The 20480-nt window shown below is 73.2% G+C and carries 21 protein-coding genes; 12 read left to right on the forward strand and 9 right to left on the reverse strand.

Annotated elements, in window-relative coordinates; genetic code table 11:
• The first annotated feature begins 75 nt into the window (after window positions 1-75).
• On the forward strand, window positions 76-387 hold the full coding sequence (locus A949_RS0117385) for a type II toxin-antitoxin system Phd/YefM family antitoxin (RefSeq protein WP_019357297.1): 312 nt from the start codon (window positions 76-78) through the stop codon (window positions 385-387).
• Between the two features lie 47 nt (window positions 388-434).
• Here the strand turns inward: A949_RS0117385 and A949_RS0117390 are convergent, their stop codons facing one another.
• On the reverse strand, window positions 435-1409 hold the full coding sequence (locus tag A949_RS0117390; protein ID WP_019357298.1) for a M28 family metallopeptidase: 975 nt from the start codon (window positions 1407-1409) through the stop codon (window positions 435-437).
• 509 nt (window positions 1410-1918) lie between these two features.
• Here A949_RS0117390 and A949_RS0117395 point away from each other — a divergent pair.
• From A949_RS0117395 to A949_RS0117425, 7 genes are all read left to right on the forward strand, one after another.
• Window positions 1919-2221 carry an urease subunit gamma gene (locus A949_RS0117395; RefSeq protein ID WP_026004754.1) on the forward strand — a complete coding sequence of 101 codons (303 nt, stop codon included), beginning with the start codon at window positions 1919-1921 and terminating at the stop codon, window positions 2219-2221.
• A gap of 42 nt (window positions 2222-2263) precedes the next feature.
• Window positions 2264-2575 (forward strand): urease subunit beta, encoded by a 312-nt coding sequence (locus tag A949_RS0117400; protein WP_019357300.1) that lies wholly within the window; start codon window positions 2264-2266, stop codon window positions 2573-2575.
• Window positions 2568-4289 carry an urease subunit alpha gene (locus tag A949_RS0117405; protein WP_019357301.1) on the forward strand — a complete coding sequence of 574 codons (1722 nt, stop codon included), beginning with the start codon at window positions 2568-2570 and terminating at the stop codon, window positions 4287-4289. The genes A949_RS0117400 and A949_RS0117405 overlap by 8 nt, the downstream gene beginning before the upstream one ends.
• A 191-nt stretch (window positions 4290-4480) precedes the next feature.
• Window positions 4481-5146, forward strand: a complete 666-nt coding sequence (locus A949_RS0117410) for an urease accessory protein UreF (protein WP_026004755.1) — start codon at window positions 4481-4483, stop codon at window positions 5144-5146.
• A 167-nt stretch (window positions 5147-5313) separates the two neighbouring features.
• Window positions 5314-6021, forward strand: a complete 708-nt coding sequence (ureG, locus tag A949_RS0117415; RefSeq protein WP_019357303.1) for an urease accessory protein UreG — start codon at window positions 5314-5316, stop codon at window positions 6019-6021.
• Window positions 5970-6818: an urease accessory protein UreD gene (locus tag A949_RS0117420; RefSeq protein WP_019357304.1), complete on the forward strand. Its 849-nt coding sequence runs from the start codon at window positions 5970-5972 to the stop codon at window positions 6816-6818. The genes ureG and A949_RS0117420 overlap by 52 nt, the downstream gene beginning before the upstream one ends.
• A 136-nt stretch (window positions 6819-6954) precedes the next feature.
• On the forward strand, window positions 6955-8622 hold the full coding sequence (locus A949_RS0117425; RefSeq protein ID WP_019357305.1) for an alpha/beta hydrolase: 1668 nt from the start codon (window positions 6955-6957) through the stop codon (window positions 8620-8622).
• A gap of 160 nt (window positions 8623-8782) precedes the next feature.
• On the opposite strand, the gene A949_RS0117430 is transcribed toward A949_RS0117425, so the two are convergent.
• From A949_RS0117430 to A949_RS0117440, 3 genes are all read right to left on the reverse strand, one after another.
• Window positions 8783-9505 carry a lysophospholipid acyltransferase family protein gene (locus A949_RS0117430; protein WP_019357306.1) on the reverse strand — a complete coding sequence of 241 codons (723 nt, stop codon included), beginning with the start codon at window positions 9503-9505 and terminating at the stop codon, window positions 8783-8785.
• Window positions 9506-9830: 325 nt separating this feature from the next.
• Window positions 9831-10652, reverse strand: coding sequence for a thioesterase II family protein (locus A949_RS33720; RefSeq protein WP_019357307.1), 822 nt, complete (start codon window positions 10650-10652; stop codon window positions 9831-9833).
• Window positions 10653-10949: 297 nt separating this feature from the next.
• Entirely contained in the window at window positions 10950-11774 is an 825-nt protein-coding gene (locus A949_RS0117440) for a 2-oxo acid dehydrogenase subunit E2 (RefSeq protein ID WP_019357308.1), read from the reverse strand.
• Window positions 11775-12180: 406 nt separating this feature from the next.
• On the opposite strand from A949_RS0117440, the gene A949_RS0117445 reads away from it, so the two are divergent.
• Together A949_RS0117445 and A949_RS0117450 are read left to right on the forward strand one after the other, a co-directional pair.
• Complete coding sequence (locus A949_RS0117445; protein ID WP_019357309.1) at window positions 12181-13095, forward strand: DMT family transporter; 915 nt, start codon at window positions 12181-12183, stop codon at window positions 13093-13095.
• Window positions 13096-13263: 168 nt separating this feature from the next.
• Window positions 13264-13803: a type 1 glutamine amidotransferase domain-containing protein gene (locus A949_RS0117450; RefSeq protein WP_026004756.1), complete on the forward strand. Its 540-nt coding sequence runs from the start codon at window positions 13264-13266 to the stop codon at window positions 13801-13803.
• 273 nt (window positions 13804-14076) lie between these two features.
• Here the strand turns inward: A949_RS0117450 and A949_RS38135 are convergent, their stop codons facing one another.
• The 4 genes from A949_RS38135 to A949_RS0117470 form a co-directional block, all read right to left on the reverse strand.
• Window positions 14077-14250: a hypothetical protein gene (locus A949_RS38135; RefSeq protein WP_158687595.1), complete on the reverse strand. Its 174-nt coding sequence runs from the start codon at window positions 14248-14250 to the stop codon at window positions 14077-14079.
• A 122-nt stretch (window positions 14251-14372) separates the two neighbouring features.
• The gene (locus A949_RS0117460; RefSeq protein WP_019357312.1) at window positions 14373-15329 is read right to left on the reverse strand and encodes a cytochrome c oxidase assembly protein; all 957 of its coding nucleotides are present in this window, start codon (window positions 15327-15329) and stop codon (window positions 14373-14375) included.
• A 128-nt stretch (window positions 15330-15457) separates the two neighbouring features.
• On the reverse strand, window positions 15458-16186 hold the full coding sequence (locus A949_RS0117465) for a type 1 glutamine amidotransferase (RefSeq protein ID WP_019357313.1): 729 nt from the start codon (window positions 16184-16186) through the stop codon (window positions 15458-15460).
• 70 nt (window positions 16187-16256) lie between these two features.
• On the reverse strand, window positions 16257-17495 hold the full coding sequence (locus tag A949_RS0117470; protein WP_019357314.1) for a MurT ligase domain-containing protein: 1239 nt from the start codon (window positions 17493-17495) through the stop codon (window positions 16257-16259).
• Between the two features lie 117 nt (window positions 17496-17612).
• On the opposite strand from A949_RS0117470, the gene def reads away from it, so the two are divergent.
• The gene (gene def / locus A949_RS0117475; RefSeq protein WP_019357315.1) at window positions 17613-18182 is read left to right on the forward strand and encodes a peptide deformylase; all 570 of its coding nucleotides are present in this window, start codon (window positions 17613-17615) and stop codon (window positions 18180-18182) included.
• A 96-nt stretch (window positions 18183-18278) separates the two neighbouring features.
• On the opposite strand, the gene A949_RS0117480 is transcribed toward def, so the two are convergent.
• Window positions 18279-18950 carry a TetR family transcriptional regulator gene (locus tag A949_RS0117480; RefSeq protein ID WP_019357316.1) on the reverse strand — a complete coding sequence of 224 codons (672 nt, stop codon included), beginning with the start codon at window positions 18948-18950 and terminating at the stop codon, window positions 18279-18281.
• A 162-nt stretch (window positions 18951-19112) separates the two neighbouring features.
• Here A949_RS0117480 and A949_RS0117485 point away from each other — a divergent pair, with 162 nt between their 5' ends.
• Window positions 19113-20348, forward strand: coding sequence for an acyl-CoA dehydrogenase family protein (locus A949_RS0117485; RefSeq protein ID WP_019357317.1), 1236 nt, complete (start codon window positions 19113-19115; stop codon window positions 20346-20348).
• Window positions 20349-20480 lie beyond the last annotated feature (132 nt).

Below are 20480 nucleotides of genomic sequence, written 5' to 3' on the forward strand. Positions count from 1 at the left end.
AGGGCGGCGCACTGCCCCGGATTTCCGCACATCCGCTCTGACCTGCGGTTCTGCGGGCGGCCCTAGAATGGCGGGATGGCTTACGAGATTCCGGTGACGCAGGCGAGGGCCGAACTGGCGGAGCTGATCAATCGGGTCGTCTACGGCGAGGAGCGGGTGGTGGTCACCCGGCACGGGAAGCCGCTCGCGGCGCTGGTCCCGGCCGCGGACCTGGAGCGCCTGGAGGCCGCCGACCAGGATCAGCAGGCGCCGGAGGAGATCGTCAGCACCGTCTCCGGGATCCGGGAGGCGGGCGGCGCGGTGCCCGGGGAGGCGCGGCGGTTCGGCATCGCCGCGGAGCACCGCGGCCCGGCCGCCGGAGACCGGCGGCCGGGCCAGGGGAGCTGAGCCCGTACGGGCAGGGGATCAGGAGCTGAGCTCCCGGACTCCGCCGGTCAGGAGCTGAGCTCCCAGACGGCGTGGGCGATCGCGTCGCTGTGCAGGTCGAGTGCCTTCTCGTCGACGTTCGAGGTGTCGTCGCAGGCCGAGTGGTAGCACGGGTCGTACGGCTGACCCGCCGTGCCGCCCCACTTGTCCGCCTGCGCCTGGGTCTTGCGCTCACCCGCGCCGGTGAAGGTGCCGCCGACGGTGACACCCGCGTTCTTGAACGAGGCGTGGTCGCTGCGCCCGTCGGTCTCCTCCGACGCCTCCGTCTCGATGCCCTTCGAGCTGAACCAGTCGGCGAACACCGACTCGACGGCGGCGTCGTCCTCGTAGACGAAGTGGCCCGCGTTGGGTGAGCCGATCATGTCGAAGTTCAGATAGGTGTCGATCTTTCCGAGTTCGCCCTCCGAGAGGCTGTCGACATAGTGGCCCGAGCCGACCAGCCCCCGCTCCTCCGCTCCCCACCAGGCGAACCGGAGGTGCTTGGCGGGTTCGAGGTCCGCGGCGGAGACGGCCAGCGCGGTCTCCAGTATCCCGGCGGACCCCGAACCGTTGTCGTTGATGCCGGGACCGGAGCGGACCGAGTCCAGATGGGCGCCGGTCATCAGGGTCGACGAGGTGTCGCCCCCGGGCCAGTCGGCGATCAGGTTGTAGCCGGTCTCCCCGCCGCTGGTGAACTCCTGGACGGTGGTCCGGAATCCGGCGGCGTCCAGCTTCGTGCGTATGTGGTCCAGCGAGGCCCGGTAGCCGGGGCTGCCGTGGGCCCGGTTGCCGCCGTTGGCCTCGGCGACCGACTGGAGGTCCCGGAGGTCCTGCTGGACGGCGGAGACGTCGATGTCGGGCGCCTCGGCCGCGCGTGCTCCGGCGCCGTCGGGAGTGGCCAGTGCCGTCCCGTCGGCCGCGCCGAGCAGGGCGAGTGCCAGTGCGGTGCTCGCCGCGGTGGCGAGGGCGGCACGGTGCTGCGGTCTGCGGTGTCCGCGTATCACTGTGAGCTCCGATGTGTGGGGGTGTGGGGGACCGCCGAGTCGGCGGGGTGTCGCCCGGAGCGGCGACACGAAGTGGTGCGTTGTGACGTGGACATGAGATTCAGGGGGAGGTGTCATCCCCGTCAAGAGCGCATATCGGACAGGGCGTTGTGGAAACCGGAGGGTGTAGGTCCGACTCGTCCGCGGATCCGCTGTCGTGCTGCTCGCCCAGTGGCAGGTGCAAGCGCCGGTCGCGAGACTCCCGCGCGGTCCGGACGGAGTCGGCTCGGCTCCGCTCTCCGCAGGTCGGCACGTCGGCCGAGGGGCCGGGGCGGGAGCGCGACCGAGGCGAGCCGTGGCCGGGAAGTTGACGGAGGCGAAGTGGATTAACGCCGTCGAAACGGCCCTGCCGTACGCTCCGGGTCCGTCGGCGGCACACAATCGTATGTGTGATACACCTACCGGGCGTGGTCGTCGCCGCGAGTGACCAGGGTGTTCCCGGGCCCGGTGACGACGGTGAGGTGGAGACAATGCAATTGACCCCGCACGAACAGGAGCGGCTGCTCATCCACGTCGCGGCCGACGTCGCCCGGCGACGCAGGGAGCGCGGACTGCGGCTGAACCATCCCGAGTCCGTCGCGCTCATCACGGCGCACGTGCTCGAGGGCGCCCGCGACGGCCGGAGCGTCGCCGAACTCATGGAGACCGGGCGCGCGGTCCTCGCCCGCGAGGACGTCATGGACGGCATCCCGGAGATGCTGCACGACGTCCAGGTCGAGGCGACGTTCCCGGACGGCACCAAGCTCGTCACCGTGCACGACCCTGTTTCCTGAGCGCTCCTGACCGCTCTCGACCGCGCGAGGAGTCGCCACACCATGATCCCCGGAGAGATCCGGTTCGCCGACGAACCGGTACCCCTCAACGCGGGCGCCGAGACCACCCGGCTCACCGTGCTCAACGCCGCCGACCGGCCGGTCCAGGTCGGCTCCCACTACCACTTCGCCGAGGCCAACCCAGGGCTGGAATTCGACCGGGAGGCCGCCTGGGGCAGGCGCCTCGGCATCGCCGCGGGCACCGCCGTCCGCTTCGAACCCGGCATCCCCGTCGAGGTCGACCTCGTGCCCATCGGCGGCCGGCGGATCGTCGCCGGACTGCGCTCGACCGCGGGAGGCCCCCTCGATGCGTGAACTCTCCCGTGCCGCCTACGCCGACCTGTTCGGCCCCACCACCGGCGACCGCGTACGGCTCGCCGACACCTCGCTCCTCGTCGAGATCGAGGACGATCTGTGCGGCGGCCCCGGACGCGCGGGCGACGAGGCGGTCTTCGGCGGCGGCAAGGTGATCCGCGAGTCCATGGGCCAAGCCCTCACCACCCGGGCCGAGGGCGCTCCCGACACCGTGATCACCGGTGCGCTCGTCCTCGACCACTGGGGCGTCGTGAAGGCCGACGTCGGTGTCCGCGACGGGCGGATCGCCGCCCTGGGCAAGGCCGGCAACCCCGACACCATGGACGGCGTCCACCCCGACCTGGTCATCGGCCCCGAAACCGAGATCATCGCGGGCAACGGCAAGATCCTCACCGCCGGTGCCATCGACGCGCACGTCCACTTCATCTGCCCGCAGCTCGCCGACGAGGCGCTCGCCGCCGGAATCACCACGCTCGTCGGCGGCGGTACCGGACCGGCCGAGGGCTCCAAGGCCACCACCGTCACCCCGGGCGCCTGGCACACCGCCCGCACCCTGGAGGGCATGGACGGGCTGCCGGTCAACGTCGGACTGCTCGGCAAGGGCAACACCGTCTCGCGCGCCGCCATGCTCGCCCAACTCCGCGGCGGAGCGGTCGGATTCAAGATCCATGAGGACTGGGGCGCCACCCCCGCCGCCATCGACGCCTGCCTGTCGGTCTGCGACGAGACCGGCGCCCAGGTCGCCATCCACACCGACACCCTCAACGAGGCCGGGTTCGTCGGCGACACCCTCGCCGCGATCGGCGGACGCGGCATCCACGCCTACCACACCGAGGGCGCGGGCGGCGGGCACGCGCCGGACATCATCACCGTCGTCGCCCAGCCCAACGTGCTGCCCTCCTCCACCAATCCGACCCGGCCGCACACCGTCAACACCATCGAGGAACACCTCGACATGCTGATGGTCTGCCACCACCTCAACCCGGCCGTGCCCGAGGACCTCGCGTTCGCCGAGTCCCGCATCCGGCCCAGCACCATCGCCGCCGAGGACACGCTCCACGACCTCGGCGCCATCTCGATCATCTCCTCCGACGCGCAGGCGATGGGCCGCATCGGCGAAGTGGTGCTGCGCACCTGGCAGACGGCGCATGTGATGAAGGAACGGTACGGCGCCCTCGCGGGCGACACCCGCGCCGACAACCTGCGCGCCCGCCGCTACGTGGCCAAGTACACGATCAACCCCGCGGTCGCGCAGGGCATGGACGCGGAGATCGGCTCCGTCGAGCCGGGCAAGCTCGCCGACCTGGTGCTGTGGGACCCGGCCTTCTTCGGGGTCAAGCCGCAACTCGTCCTCAAGAGCGGGCAGATCGCCTCCGCGCAGCTGGGTGACGCCAACGCCTCCATCCCCACCCCGCAGCCGGTGCTGCCCCGGCGGATGTTCGGCGGGACGGGACGCGCCCCCGGTGCGAACTCCGTGAACTTCGTGACGCAGACCGCCCTGGACGACGGGCTGCCGGACCGGCTTCCCCTCGCGAAGCGGTTCGTCGCCGTCCGCGACACCCGTCCCGTCACCAAGGCCGACATGCGGCAGAACGACGCCCGACCGGACGTACGCGTCGACCCGGACACCTTCACCGTCACCATCGACGGCACCGCCGTCGAACCGGCTCCTGCCGCCTCCCTGCCCATGGCCCAGCGCTACTTCCTGTTCTGACCCGCGGTACCGCCCCGCCGCCTGCCCGCCTCCGGCGCGGGCGGGCGGCGGGGCGGGACCGGCGCCGTGGGCGCACGTCATTCCCGTTCATTCCCGTTCATTCCCGTCCCCGCGCCGCCGGAACGCCGGGGAGCCGACAGCAGGGAGCCGCGCCGAGCGGCGTCCCCGGAGCACGAGTGGAGGTCTGCGGGATGAGCGGTGCTGCCGCATTGCTGGTGCTCGCCGACGGCAGATTCCCCGCCGGAGGGCACGCACACTCCGGCGGGGCGGAGGCGGCCGTGCGGGCCGGACGGGTGCGCAGCGCGGCCGACCTGGCGGAGTTCTGCCGCGGACGGCTGCACACCACCGGCCTGACCGCCGCGGCGCTGGCCGCTGCCGCCGCAGCCGGGCAGGATCCGCTCGCGCTGGACGAGGCGGCCGACGCGCGCACCCCTTCCCCGGCGCTGCGCCGTACCGCCCGCAGACTGGGCCGCCAGCTGATGCGTGCGGCCCGGGCGACCTGGCCCGGGCCGGACCTGGACGCGCTGGCCGCCGCCCGCCCCAAGGGCGCGCACCAGCCGGTCGTGCTCGGGCTCGCCGCCCGCTCGGCTGGGCTCGGGCCCCTGGACGCGGCGCATGCCGCCGCATACGAGAGCATCAGCTCCCCGGCGACCGCGGTGGTCCGGCTGCTCAGCCTCGACCCGCTGGAGGCGACCGCGGTCCTGGCCCGGCTCGCGCCCGCCGCGGACGAGGTGGCCCGGCGCGCCGGCGCCGCCGCCCGGGGACCTGTCGAGGAACTGCCCGCGGCCTCCGCGCCGCTGCTGGAGATCACCGCCGAGCAGCACGCCGCCTGGCAGGTCCGCCTCTTCGCCTCCTGACCCCGACCTCCCCTGCGTGCCTGCTTCCCGTCCCTCCCGTCCCTCCCGACCCCCCCGACCCCCCGACCCCGCCCGACCCCGCCCGCCCGACGGCCGTCGGCGGCCGTCGGCGGCCGAGCACCGACCCCCGGTCACCGCGGACCGGTCACCGAGCCCAGGAGGAGCCCGTGCATCTCGACCACGCCACACCCGGTCCCGAGCGGTACACCGCCTCGGCGCCCCTGCCCGACGGCCGCCGCCGCGCCCTGCGCGTGGGACTCGGCGGACCGGTGGGCTCGGGCAAGACCGCCAGCGTCGCGGCGCTGTGCCGTGCGCTGCGCGACCGGTTCTCGCTGGCCGTCGTCACCAACGACATCTACACCAGGGAGGACGCCGCCTTCCTCCTCCGCGAGGCCGTGCTGCCGCCGGAGCGGATCACCGCGGTGGAGACCGGAGCCTGCCCGCACACGGCGATCCGGGACGACATCTCCGCCAACCTGGAAGCCGTCGAGGACCTGGAGGACGAGGTCGGCCCGCTGGACCTGGTGCTCGTCGAGTCCGGGGGCGACAATCTCACCGCCACCTTCTCCAGGGGACTGGTCGATGTGCAGATCTTCGTCATCGACGTCGCGGGTGGTGACGACATCCCCCGCAAGGGCGGTCCCGGTGTCACCACCGCCGATCTGCTGGTCGTCAACAAGACCGACCTCGCGCCGTACGTCGGCTCCGATCTGGCGGGCATGGCCCGGGACGCCGAGCGGCAGCGCGGTGCGCTGCCCGTGCTCTTCCAGTCGCTGCGCACCGAGCCCGGTGTGCTGCCGCTGGCGGACTGGGTGCGCGAGCAGTGCGCGGCCTGGACGGCGGCGGAACCGGCGTCCGCCGCGGGCTCGGCATGACGGTGGCCGCGTCCGCGTCCGCAGCCGGGTCCGGATCCGCCGCAAGCGTCAGCGCCCGCGCCCGGATCACCGCGGCACCCGACGGACGCGGCGGCACCGCACTGCCGCTGCTCGGCGGGGCCGGCCCCATCGCGCCGCGCCGCACCCGCTCGGCCGACCCGGCCGCCGCCCGGGTCACGCTGGTCGGTGCGATGAGCGCGCCGCTGAACGGGGACCGACTGGCCCTGGAGGTCCGGGCCGAGGCGGGCGCCGCGCTGCGGGTGGACGGCAGCGCCGCCATGCTGGCGCTGCCGGGCCGGACGACCGGGCCCGCCCGCTACGACGTCCGGCTCCAGGTGGGGGAGGGGGGCCGACTCCACTGGCTGCCCGAGCAGTTGGTCTCCGTACGCGGCAGCGAGCTGCGCCAGCACCTGCGGGCCGAAGTGGCGCGGGGCGGACGGCTGGTGGTGCGGGACGAACAGGTACTGGGCCGAGCGGGGGAGGAGCCCGGACGGCTCGGCAGCCGTCTCACCGTGCGGTACGGCGCACGCCCGTTGTTCGACCAGGAGCTGGATCTGGGGCCGGGAGCTCCGGGCTGGGACGGCGGCGCCGTCCTGGGCGGACACCGGGCGGTGGGCCAACTCCTGCTGGTGGGCACGGAGAAGACGGACGAGCAGCGGCTTCTGGACTGGAATCCGGGGGAGTCGGCGGTCGTCACCCCGCTGGCGGGGCCCGCCCTGCTGGTGACCGCGGTCGCGCGGGACGCGCTCCGGCTGCGCCGGGTCCTCGATTCCGCACTGACGTTCACTTCTTGGTAAAGAACGATCCGGCGCCCTGTCCCCTGCCGCCGACGAGGATGAAGGATCCCCTCTGAGGACCACCACCGTGGTCGCCCATCACTGTCGTGGTCAACGACCACCGCCGTCACTGTCGGCAGTACCCGGAGGGGAACACGTGAACAGACGGAAGGCGGCCATAGCCGCCGCCGGCACCATCGCCGCCGGAGCCCTCACGGCCGGGCTCATATCCGTGCCGTCCGCCGTGGCGGAGGGCAGCAGCGGCCCGCAGGCCCGCTCGGTCAAGCACTCGGGCGCCGCCGAGGCGCGCGGCGTCAAGAAGGCCGCAGCCCGGGCCGCGCGCGCCGGTGTCGACTGGAAGGACTGCCCCGCCGACTGGGGCATCAGGGACGGCGTCCAGTGCGGCTGGGTCACCGTTCCCCTCGACTACGCCAAGCCGAACGGCAAGAAGATCCGGCTCGCCGTCGACCGGGCCCGCAGCACCGGCGGCAAGGCGAAGCGGCAGGGCTCCCTCGTCTACAACCCGGGCGGCCCCGGCGGCTCCGGGCTGTACTTCCCGGCCCGGATCCCGGACAAGAACCCGCTGTGGGCGAAGGCCGCCACCGCCTACGACTTCGTGGGCTTCGACCCGCGCGGTGTCGGGCACTCGGCGCCCATCTCCTGCGCCGACCCGCAGGAGTGGGTCAAGGCACCCAAGGCGGACCCGGTCCCGGACAGCGAGGCCGACAAGCGGGCCCAGCGCAAGCTCGCCAAGGAGTACGCCGACGGCTGCCAGGAGCGCAGCGGTGAGCTGCTGCCGCAGCTCACGACGCCCAACGCCGCCCGCGACCTGGACGTGATCCGCGCCGCGCTCGGCGACAAGAAGCTCAACTACCTCGGCGTCTCCTACGGCACCTACATGGGCGCCGTCTACGCCGAACTCTTCCCCCGCCACATCCGCCGGATGATCACCGACAGCATCGTCAACCCGTCGCGGCGCAAGATCTGGTACGACGTCAACCTCGACCAGGACGTGGCCTTCCAGACCCGCTGGAACGACTGGAAGAAGTGGGTGGCCGAGCACGACGACGTCTACGGCATCGGCTCGACGCCGCAGAAGGTCGAGGCGGCGTGGCGGGAGCTGCGCGCCACCGCCGAGAAGCATCCCATCGGCGGGAAGGTCGGCCCCGCCGAACTGCTCGGCGTCTTCCAGAGCGCGCCGTACTACGACTCCGCCTGGGCCCGGGTGGCCTCGGTGTGGTCGGCCTACCGCAACGGCGACGAGCAGCCGCTGATCGACGCCGGGGCGCCGGACATGTCGGACGTCGCGGGCAACAAGGCGAGCGAGAACGGCAATGCCGTCTACAACGCCGTCGAGTGCAACGACGCCAAGTGGCCCAGCCGGTGGCGGACCTGGGACCGGGACAACACCCGGCTGCACGCGAAGTACCCCTTCCTCACCTGGGCCAACGCCTGGATGAACTACCCGTGCGCCGTCTGGCCGGTCAAGCAGCACCGGCCGCTGGAGATCCGGGCCAGGACCTCCTACCCGGTGCTGATGGTCCAGGCCACCAGGGACGCCGCCACGCCCTACCCGGGCGGTGTCGAGCTGCACAAGCGGCTCAAGGGCTCCCGCCTGATCACCGAGAAGGGCGCGGGTTCGCACGGCATCACCAACCTGAAGAACTCCTGCATCAACGAGCGCGTCGACGCCTACCTCCTGAAGGGAACCGTCGACCGCAAGGATGTGACCTGCGGTCCGCACGCGACGCCGGAGCCGGTCAAGTCCCCCGCCAAGGCGGCGGCGAAGGCCGAGGCCGCGGCAGTGCCCACGATGGTGCCCTGAAGGAATCCGGGCACCGGCGCCGGGGCGGTCCGCCGCTGACGGCGTGTTCGACAGCCTGATCCCGCGTGCGGGCCGGGCCGGACTCGGAGATCCGGCCCGGCCCGCACCGGCGTCGCTGCGACCTCGCCCGGTCGCCGTGCCGCCGCGCCGGGGCCGGAGCTCAGCGCTGCCGGCCGCTCCCCGGCTGCTTGCCGCGGGTCCCTTCGCCGGCCTGCGCGGCCTTCGCGTCGGGGGCGTACATGTCCACGTACTCCTGGCCGGACAGCTGCATGATCTCGTGGATGATCTCGTCGGTCACCGCCCGCAGGACCGTGCGCTCCTGCTCCATTCCGGCGAACCGGGAGAAGTCCAGCGGTTCGCCGAACCTGATGGTCACCCGCCCCATGCGGGGCAGCTTGCGACCCGGCGGCTGGAGTTCGAAGGTGCCCACCATGGCGCACGGGATCACCTTCACCCCGGCGCCCAGCGCCATCGCCGCCACTCCGACCCGGCCCTTGTAGAGCCGTCCGTCGTGGGAGCGGGTGCCCTCGGGATAGATGCCGAGCAACTCGCCCTTGCCCAGCACCCCCAGCCCCTCGTCGATGGCCGCCTGCCCGGCGCCCTTTCCGGACCGGTCGACCGGGATCTGGCCCACGCTGTGGAAGAACGCGGCGGTCAGCCGGCCCTTGAGCCCCGGCCCCGTGAAGTACTCGGCCTTGGCCAGGAACGTGATCCGGCGGCGGAGGATCGCCGGCATCACGAAGTGGTCGGAGACGGACAGATGATTCCCCGCCACGATCGCGGGCCCCTCGTCGGGCACGTTCTCCAGGCCCTCGATCCGGGGCCGGAACACGAGCCGCAGCAGCGGCCCCAGCAGCACGTACTTCAGTACGTAGTAGAACAAGGGGTCACCTCTGACTCTGCCGGCCCGGCGCAGCGGGGGGTCTTCCGCGGGCCGGACCGGTCTGCGGGGGAGTCGGGGCGCAGCCGCCGGCTGACCGTCCGCGACCGGGTCCGATCGGACTCATACCGACTCCCCACCGACTCTTCTGACTGACGATCAGTTGGTGTGATCGGAGACGATCGTAGCGCCTGCGGAGCGAGGCGTCCGGTCGACGCCGATGCCGCGGAACGGCACCTCACCACCGAAGCCGCACCGAAGCCGTGCCGGTGCCTCGGAGCCCACAACCCCTCAGGGCCCCACACCGAGCCCTCCGCTCCGGGACGAGTCAGCGGGGCCCGGGGACGGGCCCGCAGAGCCGGTGCAGCTCGGCGGTCAGCCGGCCGGAGAACTCCTCCGGCCGGTCGCTGAGGTAGAAGTGGCCGCCGGGGAACACCTGGAGAGAGATCTCACCGCCCGCCTGTTCGCGCCACGCCTCCGCCTCCGCGACGGACACGCGGGGATCGGCGTCCCCGACGAAGACGCTCAGCGGACACCCCAGCGGGGGTCCGGGTGCCATGCGGTAGGTCTCGATCGCCCGGTAGTCGGCACGGAGGGCGGGCAGGAACATCCCGCGGATCTCCGGATCGTCCAGCAGCGAGTCGTCCGTGCCGCTCAGCCGGCGGATCTCGGCGACGAGACCCGCGTCGTCGCGCTGATGGACGGTCTCCGTGCGCTGCAGGGAAGGCGCCCGGCGGCCGGAGACGATCAGCCCCAGCGGCGACCCGGCCCCCGACCGCTCCCGGCGCCGCGCCACCTCGAAGGCGAGGGTCGCACCCATGCTGTGTCCGAACAGCACCAGGGGCATCGCGGGCCCCTGCCGCAGCACCTCGCAGACGGCGTCGACCAGCTCGTCCACCGAGGTGAGGCACGGCTCGGCCAGCCGGTCCTGGCGCCCCGGATACTGCACGGCGTACGCCTCGACGGTGTCCGGCAGGGACTGCAGGAGGGGGAAGAAGAAGCCGGCCGAACCTCCGGCGTGCGGGAAGCAGATCAGCCGGGCGCGGGCGTTCGGTGCGGCGGCCATGCGGCGCAGCCAGCGGTCGGTGCCGCCGGCGCGCGGACCGCGGGAGGAGGTGTGGCCGGTCGCGTCGCCGGACGCCGTGGTCATACGCACTCCGTCGGAAGGTGTGGATGTCATGGACAGCCTGGAAGCCGTCGCCTCCCAGCCTAGAGGGCGCGGCCAACCGGAGTGCACGGGAGAGGAGTTGCGGCCGCCGGCGGGCGGCACCGAACAGTCCGGGGCCCGGGCCGACGGCGCTCCCGGGCCGTGCCCGAAATCCGCCGCGGACAGGCCGCGGGCAGGCCGGACTTTGCCGCCGGCCGGACCCCTCCGACCCGGTCCGGGCGGACCCGCCCGGTCGTCCCGTCTGACGTGCGCCTCACGGACGCCGTCCGGACGGGCGCCTCACGGATCCCGTCGGCCGGGACCCGCCGGGCCGGCTTCACCTCCCGCGGAGCCACCACCCTCCCGGCCGGGCCGGCCGAAGTTCTCCAGTGCGTGCTTGATGTCGCCCAGCACATCCGCCGCCTCGGCCCCGTCGATCACCCGGTGGTCGAAGGTGAGGGAGAGCGGCAGTACCGGCGCCGCGGTCACCGCGCCACCGCGCACCACCGGGCGGTCGGCGACCGCGCCCAGGCCGAGGGTGACGGTGGTGCCGCCGACGGAGTGGAACCAGGTGAGGGGCCGGTGTCCCAGCGAGGTGACGGAGAACGTGCCGGTGGTCGCGGGGCGGCGGCGCAGCGGTCGCGTGCCCGCCCGGTAGGCGAGCCGCCCCAGCGGCGCCGGCAGCCGCCGCAGGATGCGCACCCCGGCGAACTCCGGCATCGTGTCCGGGTCGCCGGCGCGGAAGCGAGCCGTGCTGCGGGCGATGTCCCGCAGGCCCATCAGATGCACGTCCGGCAGCACCGCCGAGAGGACCACGCGGCGCCCGCCCGTCCTCTTGTCCAGCGCCAGCTTCGCGGCCACCGTGTCGTAGTGGGCGATACGGGGCCGCAGGCCGCCGCGGAGCGCGGCGTTCGCCTCGGGATGCGCGGCCAGCACCCGCGCGGCCGCGTACAGCACATAGGCGACGGTCGAGGGGCCGCCGCCCTGCTCCCCGGCCGTTCGCCGGTGGTGCCGCACGGCGGTCATGTCGACCTCCGCCCCCAGGAAGACCGGGGCGCAGGCACGGATCCCCCGCAGGAAGTACGCGGTGTGCCGCCGCTCCCGGGGAAAGGGCTCCGCTCTCACTTCCCGGCTCCCGTCATGGTCGCTGCTCCCTCCGGTCCGAGGCTCCGGGCGCCAGCATCCCCGCCCGGGCTACAGCCGCCCTCGGCCCGGGCTCGGCAAGCGGGAGCCGGCTCCGCCGGGCTCCACCCGGCGGTTCGGGCGGCGGGGTGACGGCCGGCCGGAGCCGCCCGGCGGCGGTCATGGCCCGCCGCCGCGGGATGCCGGTCCCGCGGGTGCCGAAGCGCCATTCGGACCTGGGACTTTCATGCTTAGGGGGCGTGCCGCCCGCCACCGGGGCGGGTGGCGTGGTGTCGCCGAGTGCGGGCGCCTAGTCTCGGCGACGCTGTTCCCGGGCGAAGGGGCGGACGCGCGTGCGAACGCGGTCGACCGGCACGCGTACCGTCCGGTCGGTGGAAAGGGGCGTCCCGTGGCTGTCTACGTCTACGGGCTGGTCGCCGCCTGCTTCCTCGGTCTCGGCTTCGTGCTGCAACAGGACGCCGCCGCCCGCGCACCCACCGCCGATGTGCTCTCCTTCCGGCTGCTCCTGGACCTGGTGCGGGTTCCGCGCTGGCTGCTGGGCATCGGCAGCATGGTGGTCGGCCAGCTCACCAGCGCGTTCGCCCTGATGAAGGGGCATCTGTCCACGGTCGAGCCGCTGCTGGCCACGAACCTGCTCTTCGCGATGCTGTTCGCGCGGCGGCTGAGCAGCCAGCGGCTGGGCTGGTCGGGCTGGGCCGGGGTGGTGCTGCTCAGCGGGGGAGTGACCGCCTTCATCGTGGCCGGCCGTCCGGAAGGCACCGAGTTCCAGGCCAGTGCCCTGCGCCACTGGCTGGTGTTCGGCAGCCTCGCCGGGATCGCGCTCGTCCTGGTGCTCATCGCGCGGCATCTCGAACTCTTCAAGGAGCCGCCGCTGCTGGCTGCCGCCGCCGGGGCGCTCTACGGTCTGCAGGACGCCCTGACCCGGGTCGTCGGCGACATCCACAGCGCATCGGGGGTGGTCGGTGTACTGCTGAGCTGGCAGGGCTACGCCATCGTCGCGCTGGCCGTGATCGGGCTGGTGCTCGTGCAGAGCGCCTTCGAGGGCGGTCCGCTGCGGATGTCGCTGCCGTCCCTCACGGCGGCCGAGCCGCTGGCCGGGATCGCCTGCGGAATCGGCTTCCTGGGGGACTCCATCCGGCTCACGCCGGGTGCGCTGGCCGGCGAGGTGATCGGGCTGCTGGCGGTGGTCGTCGGGGTCTTCATCCTGGGACGCCACCCGGTGCTGCCGTCCGGGAAGCAGCACGACCCCGAGGCGGGCGACGCGGCCGGAGCGCGCGGCGGCGGGCGGCGGCGGACCGGCTGACGGCTCCTCCTCCGGTCCCGCCCGGCGGTCCCGGGCGGCCGGCTCGCACCACCGCAGGCCGCGCGGATTCCGACGCCGAGGCATAGGTGTCCGCCGGGTGGGGGACCCGCAGGTGCGCACGCCATGGACGACGGAGACGACAGAGACGACGGAAAGGACGTGAGGCACGTGCGAGTGGCCTTTCTCGTCGCGCCCGAGGGCGCCGAGCAGATCGAGCTGACCGACCCGTGGGAGGCCGTCGAGCAGGCGGGTGGCAGGCCGGTCCTGCTCTCCACCCGGGGAGAGGCCGTCCAGGCGTTCAACCACCTGGACCGGGCCGACACCTTCCCCGTCGACCAGCTCGTCTCCCAGGCGGATCCGACCCGCTTCGACGGGCTCGTGCTGCCCGGCGGCGTCGCCAATCCCGACCTGCTGCGCACCGACAAGAACGCCGTCGGGTTCGTGCGGGGATTCTTCGACGCGGGGCTGCCCGTGGCCGCGATCTGCCACGCCCCCTGGACCCTGATCGAGGCCGACGTGGTGCGCGGGCGCACCCTGACCTCGTTCCCCAGCCTGCGCACCGACATCCGCAACGCGGGCGGTACCTGGGTGGACGAGCAGGTCAAGGTCTGCGACGGCGGCGCCAACAAGCTGATCACCAGCCGCAAGCCGGACGACCTCAAGGCGTTCGACAACGCGCTGCTGGCCGAGTTCGGCGCCGGGGGCTGACCGGCGGCTGCTCGCGGCCCGCGACACCGGGCGCCGACGGACAGCCGGTCCCGTGCGGCAGCGGCCGGGCCCGTACCCTCCGACAGGGTGCGGGCCCGACCTTTCACTCGTTCCACTCTTCCCGGACCGAGACGGTCCGGCTCGCGCGTCCGGACGGGCTGTGCCCCTGAGCGGTCTCCTCCGGCCCGTCCCGCTGCGGGTCAGCCGGCGGGCGCCCGGCTCGGCCATGGCAGCCCTCGGCCCGGCCACGTTCCCCACCCGCCGCAGCCCGGCTCAGTCCCGGGTCGCGAACACACCCAGAGTGACCAGTCCCAGCACCACCCAGCAGAACCACAGCCATCCGCTGCTCCCCAGCGCCGCGGTGTAGGCCGTCACCACCACCAGGCCCACGACCGTGCACACGGTCATCGCCTTCGTGGACACCGGCATCCGCGTCAACCCAGCCATGACAACCGTCCTCCTCCCGGCGGCCCCGGGATGCACGGCGCGCACGCACAGGGGCCGCGGCCGACCTCCATCGTCACCCGTTCGGGGCCCTGTGCGCCACCGCGCACCCGGAGCCCGCGCGGTCAGCCCTTGGCCTGCAGCGCGGCGAGGTACGCGTTGTAGGCCGCCAGCTCCTTGTCGCCGTCCCGGTCGGCCCGGCGGTCCCGGCGGCGGGCCTGCCGCTGCTCGGTGACGTACCACTGGAAGACCAGCGCGATCAGCACCAGCACCGAGGGGATCTCGCTGAACGCCCACGCGATCCCACCGGCCGCGTTCTGGTCCGCGAGGGCGCTGACCCCCAGCGAGGCGGGCGGGTCCGCGTAGGTCTCCGTCATCGGTTCGGAGGCCATCATCAGCGCGATCCCGAAGAAGGCGTGGAACGGCATCCCCGCGAACAGCTCCAGCATCCGCATCACGTACCCCGGCCGGTGCGGGCCCGGGTCGACACCCATGATCGGCCAGAAGAAGACCAGCCCCACGGCGAGGAAGTGCACCATCATCGCGATGTGCCCGACCATGGAGCCCATCAGCAGGTCGAACAGCGGGGTGAAGTAGAGCGCGTACAGGCTGGCGATGAACAGCGGGATGGTGAACGCGGGATGGGAGATCACCCGCACGTAGCGGCTGTGCAGGAGGGCCACCAGCACCTCCCGGGGGCCCCGGCGCATCCCCTGGCTGCGGGCCGCCGAGGGCAGGGCGCGCAGCGCGAGCGTGACGGGCGCACCCAGTAGCAGCAGGATCGGCGACAGCATGCTGATCACCATGTGCTGCACCATGTGCACGCTGAAGAGCACCATGCCGTAGTCGTTGAGCCCCGTGCACATCACCAGCGCCACGGTCGCCACACCCGTCGCGAAGGCCACCGTGCGGCTCACCGGCCAGGCGTCGCCGCGGCGGCGCAGCCGCAGCACACCCCAGCCGTAGAGCGCGAGCGCGAGCAGGCAGCCGATCAGGAAGAAGGGCTCACCCGTGAACTCCAGACCCCGCGCCACCGTGAACGGTGGCAGGTCCATCGTCATGCCGTGCTCGCCGTGATCCATCCGAACTCTCCCGCAACCGACCGATAAGCCCGCACCAGACTAGAACCGCCCGTGCCGGCCGCCCGCACGGGGGCGGCCCGCACGGGCGGGTCGGCACCGCTTTCCGGCCGGACGGCGCCGGAAGCGGCTCAGGCAGGCTGTGTCGCCGCGGCGATCCGCTCCTGGCGCAGTGCCTCGTACCAGGTGTCGTCGGTCGGTGGCAGCGCGTTCACGTCGAGGGACAGCTTGATCAGCAGGTCGGCGATCTGCGGATTGCGGGCCAGCACCGGGCCGTGCAGGTACGTCCCGAAGACGGTGTCCCGCCAGGCGCCCTCCGTCCCGTCGCCGGTCCCGTTGCCGTGGCCGAGCTGCACCCGGGCGAGCGGGCGCACGCCGGGGCCGAGGTGCGTGACGCCCTGGTGGTTCTCGAAGCCGGTGAGCTGCGGGAGGCGCAGCTGCTCGTCGGCGTCGCCCAGGACGTCGCCCACGCACCGCTCGGCCTCGCCGCGGCCGCTGACCACGTCCAGCAGCCCGAGCCCCGCGGAGCGCTCCCCGAGGTCGTTGACGAACTCGTGGCCCATGATCTGGTAGCCGGCGCACACCGCGAAGACGATGGCGCCGTTGTCCACGGCCCGGTTCAGCCCGCCGTCCCGCAGCAGCCGCTCGGACGCCAGCCGCTGCGGACGGTCCTCACCGCCGCCGATCAGATAGATGTCACCGGACGTCGGGATCGGCTGGTCGGACCGGACGTCCAGCCGCTGGACGTCCAGCCCGCGCTGCCGGGCCCGCCGCTCCACCACGAGCGCGTTGCCCTGGTCGCCGTACGTGCTCAGCAGGTCCGGGTAGACCCATACCAGACGCAGACTCGTGTCACTCATGCCGCCAGTCTCCTTGAGCGGGTCGAATGGGTCGGGCGTGCGAGCACCCGAATCCCCAAGATACGGGTGATCAGTTGCCGACGGCGCGCCGCAGGTCCTGGAACGCGGTGTAGTTCGCGATCGTCTCGATCCGCCCGGGCGGGCAGCGGTGCACCGCGTCCTCGGGGCTCTCGCACACCTGGAAGTCCACCCCCGCGACCTCCAGCCGGACCGCGAGGTCGAGCTTGCGGTCGCCGATGACGCAGATCGGGTGCCCGGCCAGCCGCCCGTAGTCGACGTCCCACAGCCACGAGGTGTCGGTGCCGTCGGCGCTGCGCGCGTTCACCGAGAGGATCACCGGGGTGGGCGGCGGGTCGATCAGCGAGAAGGTCTCCAGCCAGCCCGCGGGGTTCTTGGCCAGCAGCAGCCGCATGTCCCGGCCCTGGTACTGGACCACGTCATACCGTCCCGCGACGGCCTTGACGGCGTACATCCGCTCCAGCGCGACCTGCGGGTGCACCCCGAAGGCGGCGGCCACGGCCGCGGAGGTGGCGGCGTTCGCCTTGTTGGCGCGGCCCGGGAGCTGGAGGTGGATGGGCCAGGCCGCGCCGTGCGGGTCCAGGACGTGGTCGCCGGAGAGCGCCCAGGTCGGCGTCGGGCGGCGGAATCCGCACTCGGCGCAGAACCAGTCGTCGCCGGGGCGCTGCATCACCCCGCCGCACGCCGGGCAGGACCAGGCGTCGTCCTTCCACTCCTGGCCCGCGGCGACCCACACCACATGGGGTGAGGAGGAGGCGGCCCAGACCACCAGCGGATCGTCCGCGTTGGCGATGATCACCGCCTGCTGCCCCGAGAGGCCCTCGCGCCAGCGCTCGGCGAGCATCCGGGTCTCACCGGCGCGGTCGAGCTGGTCACGCGAGAGGTTCAGCAGCGCCATGGCCTTGGGGGTGACGTCCTTGGCCACACCGGAGAGATACTTCTCGTCCACCTCGATGACGCCGTAGCGGGCGCTGGAGCCGCCGGCCAGTGCCGAGGTGATACCGGCAGGCATGTTGGCGCCCAGCGCGTTGGAGACCACCTCGCCGTTGGCGCGCAGCGCCTCGGCGATCAGCCGGGTGGTCGTCGTCTTGCCGTTGGTGGCGGACACCAGGATCACGTCCAGGTGCTGGGCGAGCCGCTGCAGCAGGTCGGGGTCGAGTCTGAGCGCCACCTTGCCGCCGATCACCGACCCGCTGCCGCGGCCCGCAGCCCGCGACACCGCCGCGGCCGCCTTGCCCGCCGTGACGGCCAGCCGGGACCGCGGCGACAGCGGCTCCGTGTTGCCTGCCATGTGTGTGAACCTCCTTGCCCCTCGCGTAGAAGGAAAGCCTACCGAGATCCGGCCGCACCCCTGACCGCGCCACCCTGGGAAGATCGGCACCGCGGGCTCGGGCGTAGGCTGGCGGGCATGCGACGCGGCCCCATCCCCGGCAGCACGGGCGCGGTGCGTCCGCTGCGCACCTACGGCGACCCGGTGCTGCACGCCCCCGGCCGCGCGGTGGACGGGGACGCCCGCCGGGCGCTGCCCGCGCTGGTGGAGGACCTGTACGCGTCGATGTACGCGGCCCGCGGGGTCGGGCTGGCCGCCTGTCAGATCGGGGTGCCGCTGCGGGTGTTCGTCTACGACTGCCCCGACGACGAGGACCGCCGCCACCGGGGCCATGTGGTCAATCCGCGGCTGGTGCGTGCCGAGGGGGTGACCGTGCGCGGCCCCGAGGGCTGCCTCTCGCTGCCCGGTCTCGAGGCCCGCACGCCGCGCGCCGACCTGGCCGCCGTCGAGGGCGAGGATCTGACCGGGGCTCCGGTGCGCATCGAGGGGACCGGCTACTTCGCGCGCTGTCTCCAGCACGAGTGCGACCACCTGGAGGGCCGCGTCTACACCGAGCGGCTCACCGGACCGGCCCGGCGCCGTACGCTTCGGGCGGTGCGCAGGGCGCCGTGGTCGCGCCCGGCTCCGGAGGAATCGGGCCGCGGCTGACGGCCGCCGCACAGGTCCGCTCGGTCCCGGAGCGGACCGGACGGGCGACCGTCCGGAGCCGGGGCGGCACCGTCCGGAGCGGGGGCGGCCGTGCTGTCAGAACCGGGCGCCTCCCACCCGGTCGCCCGCCGCGGCCAGCCTGCCCCACAGCAGATCGGCCAGGTGCCGCACCAGCAGGGCCCGGTCGCAGGGCTTCTCGCGCAGCCACCAGTCCCCGGCGGCGTGCATCATGCCGACGATGCCGTGTCCCCACACCCGGGCCAGCCCCTCGCTCCCCGGACCCAGGTCGAGCCGCTCGGCGATCACCTCGCCCAGCTCCTCGCCCAGTTGCCGCAGCAGCGGGGCCGAGTGCTGGCCCACGTCGAACCCCCGCTCGCCGCCGGACGAGCTGCCCTCAGCCGGATGCATCAGGAACCGGTAGACCTGCGGATGGGCCTCGATGGCGGCCAGATAGGTGTCCAGGGTGGCCTCGACGCGCTCGCGCCGCTCCCGTGGCGCGTCCAGCGCGGCCCGCAGCGAGCTGAGCAGTGCTTCGGTGTGCCGGGAGGCGAGCGCGCGGTAGAGGCCGCCCTTGTCGCCGAAGTGCCGGTAGAGGATGGGCTTGGTGATGCCCGCCTCGGCGGCGATCGCGTTCATGGAGGCCCCGGGGCCCTCGCGGAGCACGACCCGCTCGGCGGCCTCCAGCAGCTCCCGGCGGCGCTGCCCGGTGCTCTCCGTCCGGGGGGCCCGGTCGGACCGGTCGGTCCGGTCTGTCGGTGTCGTCCCCATGGTGCTTCTCCCCGCCCCTGTCCGCTGCTCCTGCCGCGCCGAAACGTAACACCCTCACGTGCACGGATGCGGTGGTGAGCGGGAGTTGACAGGTCCTACTCACGGGTAACAGACTGCGGATTACCGATGGTAACGAACCTCTACGGGCGGAGGACCCCGACGATGGCCGAGACCGAGTTCGCCCTGGATCTCAACGACGACCAGAAGGAAGTCCGCGACTGGCTCCACGGATTCGCCGCCGACGTGATGCGCCCCGCGGCCGCCGAGTGGGACGAACGCGAGGAGACCCCCTGGCCGATCATCCAGGAGGCGGCCAAGATCGGCCTCTACTCGCTCGACTTCTACGCCCAGCAGTACTTCGACCCCACCGGCCTCGGCATCCCGATGGCGATGGAGGAGCTGTTCTGGGGCGACGCGGGCATCGCGCTCTCCATCGTCGGCACCGGCCTCGCCGCGGTCGGAGTGCTCGCCAACGGCACCGAGGAGCAGATCGGGACCTGGGTGCCGCAGATGTACGGCGACGCCGCGGACGTGAAGGTCGCCGCCTTCTGCTCGTCCGAGCCGGACGCGGGGTCGGACGTGGCCGCCATGCGCACCCGGGCCAGGTACGACGAGGCCACGGACGAATGGGTGCTCGACGGCACCAAGACCTGGGCGACCAACGGCGGCATCGCCAATGTCCACGTGGTGGTCGCCAGCGTCGACCCCGAGCTCGGCTCCAAGGGACACGCCTCCTTCATCGTCCCGCCCGGCACCCCCGGGCTCTCGCAGGGCCAGAAGTTCAAGAAGCACGGCATCCGCGCCTCGCACACCGCCGAAGTCGTCCTCGACGGCGTCCGGGTGCCCGGCCACTGCCTCCTCGGCGGCAAGGAGAAGCTCGACGAGCGCCTCGCCCGCGCCCGCGAGCGGGCCAGGAAGGGCAGCGGCGAGCGGGTCAAGAACGCGGCCATGGCCACCTTCGAGGCGTCCCGCCCCGCGGTCGGCGCCATGGCGGTCGGCACCGCCCGCGCCGCCTACGAGGTCGCGCTCGACTACGCCAGGACGCGCGAGCAGTTCGGCCGCCCGATCATCGACAACCAGGGCGTCGCCTTCCAGCTCGCCGACATGCGCACCGGCATCGACGCCGCCCGGCTCCTGGTGTGGCGCGCCTCCTGGATGGGGGTGACGGGCCGCCGGTTCGAGTCCGCCGAGGGCTCCATGTCCAAACTGTTCGCCAGCGAGACGGCCAAGAAGGTCACGGCGCAGGCCGTCCAGCTCCTCGGGGGCAACGGCTACACCCGCGAGTACCCGGTCGAGCGGATGCACCGGGACGCGGCCATTTACTCCATCTTCGAGGGCACCAGCGAGATCCAGCGCCTGGTCATCGCCCGCACCCTCGCGGGCATGCCGATCCGCTAGCGCGTCCGTGCAGGAGGGCGCGCATCATCAGTCCTCTCCCGCCGTTGCCGCGATGCCGCCCCTGGGGGGCGGACGGGTGCGGGCATGCGAGGCGGGCCCCGACCCGGCCGCAGCCGCGCCGGGGCCGGTCGC

It is taken from the genome of Streptomyces sp. AA1529 (assembly GCF_000280905.1).
Lineage (GTDB): Bacteria > Actinomycetota > Actinomycetes > Streptomycetales > Streptomycetaceae > Streptomyces.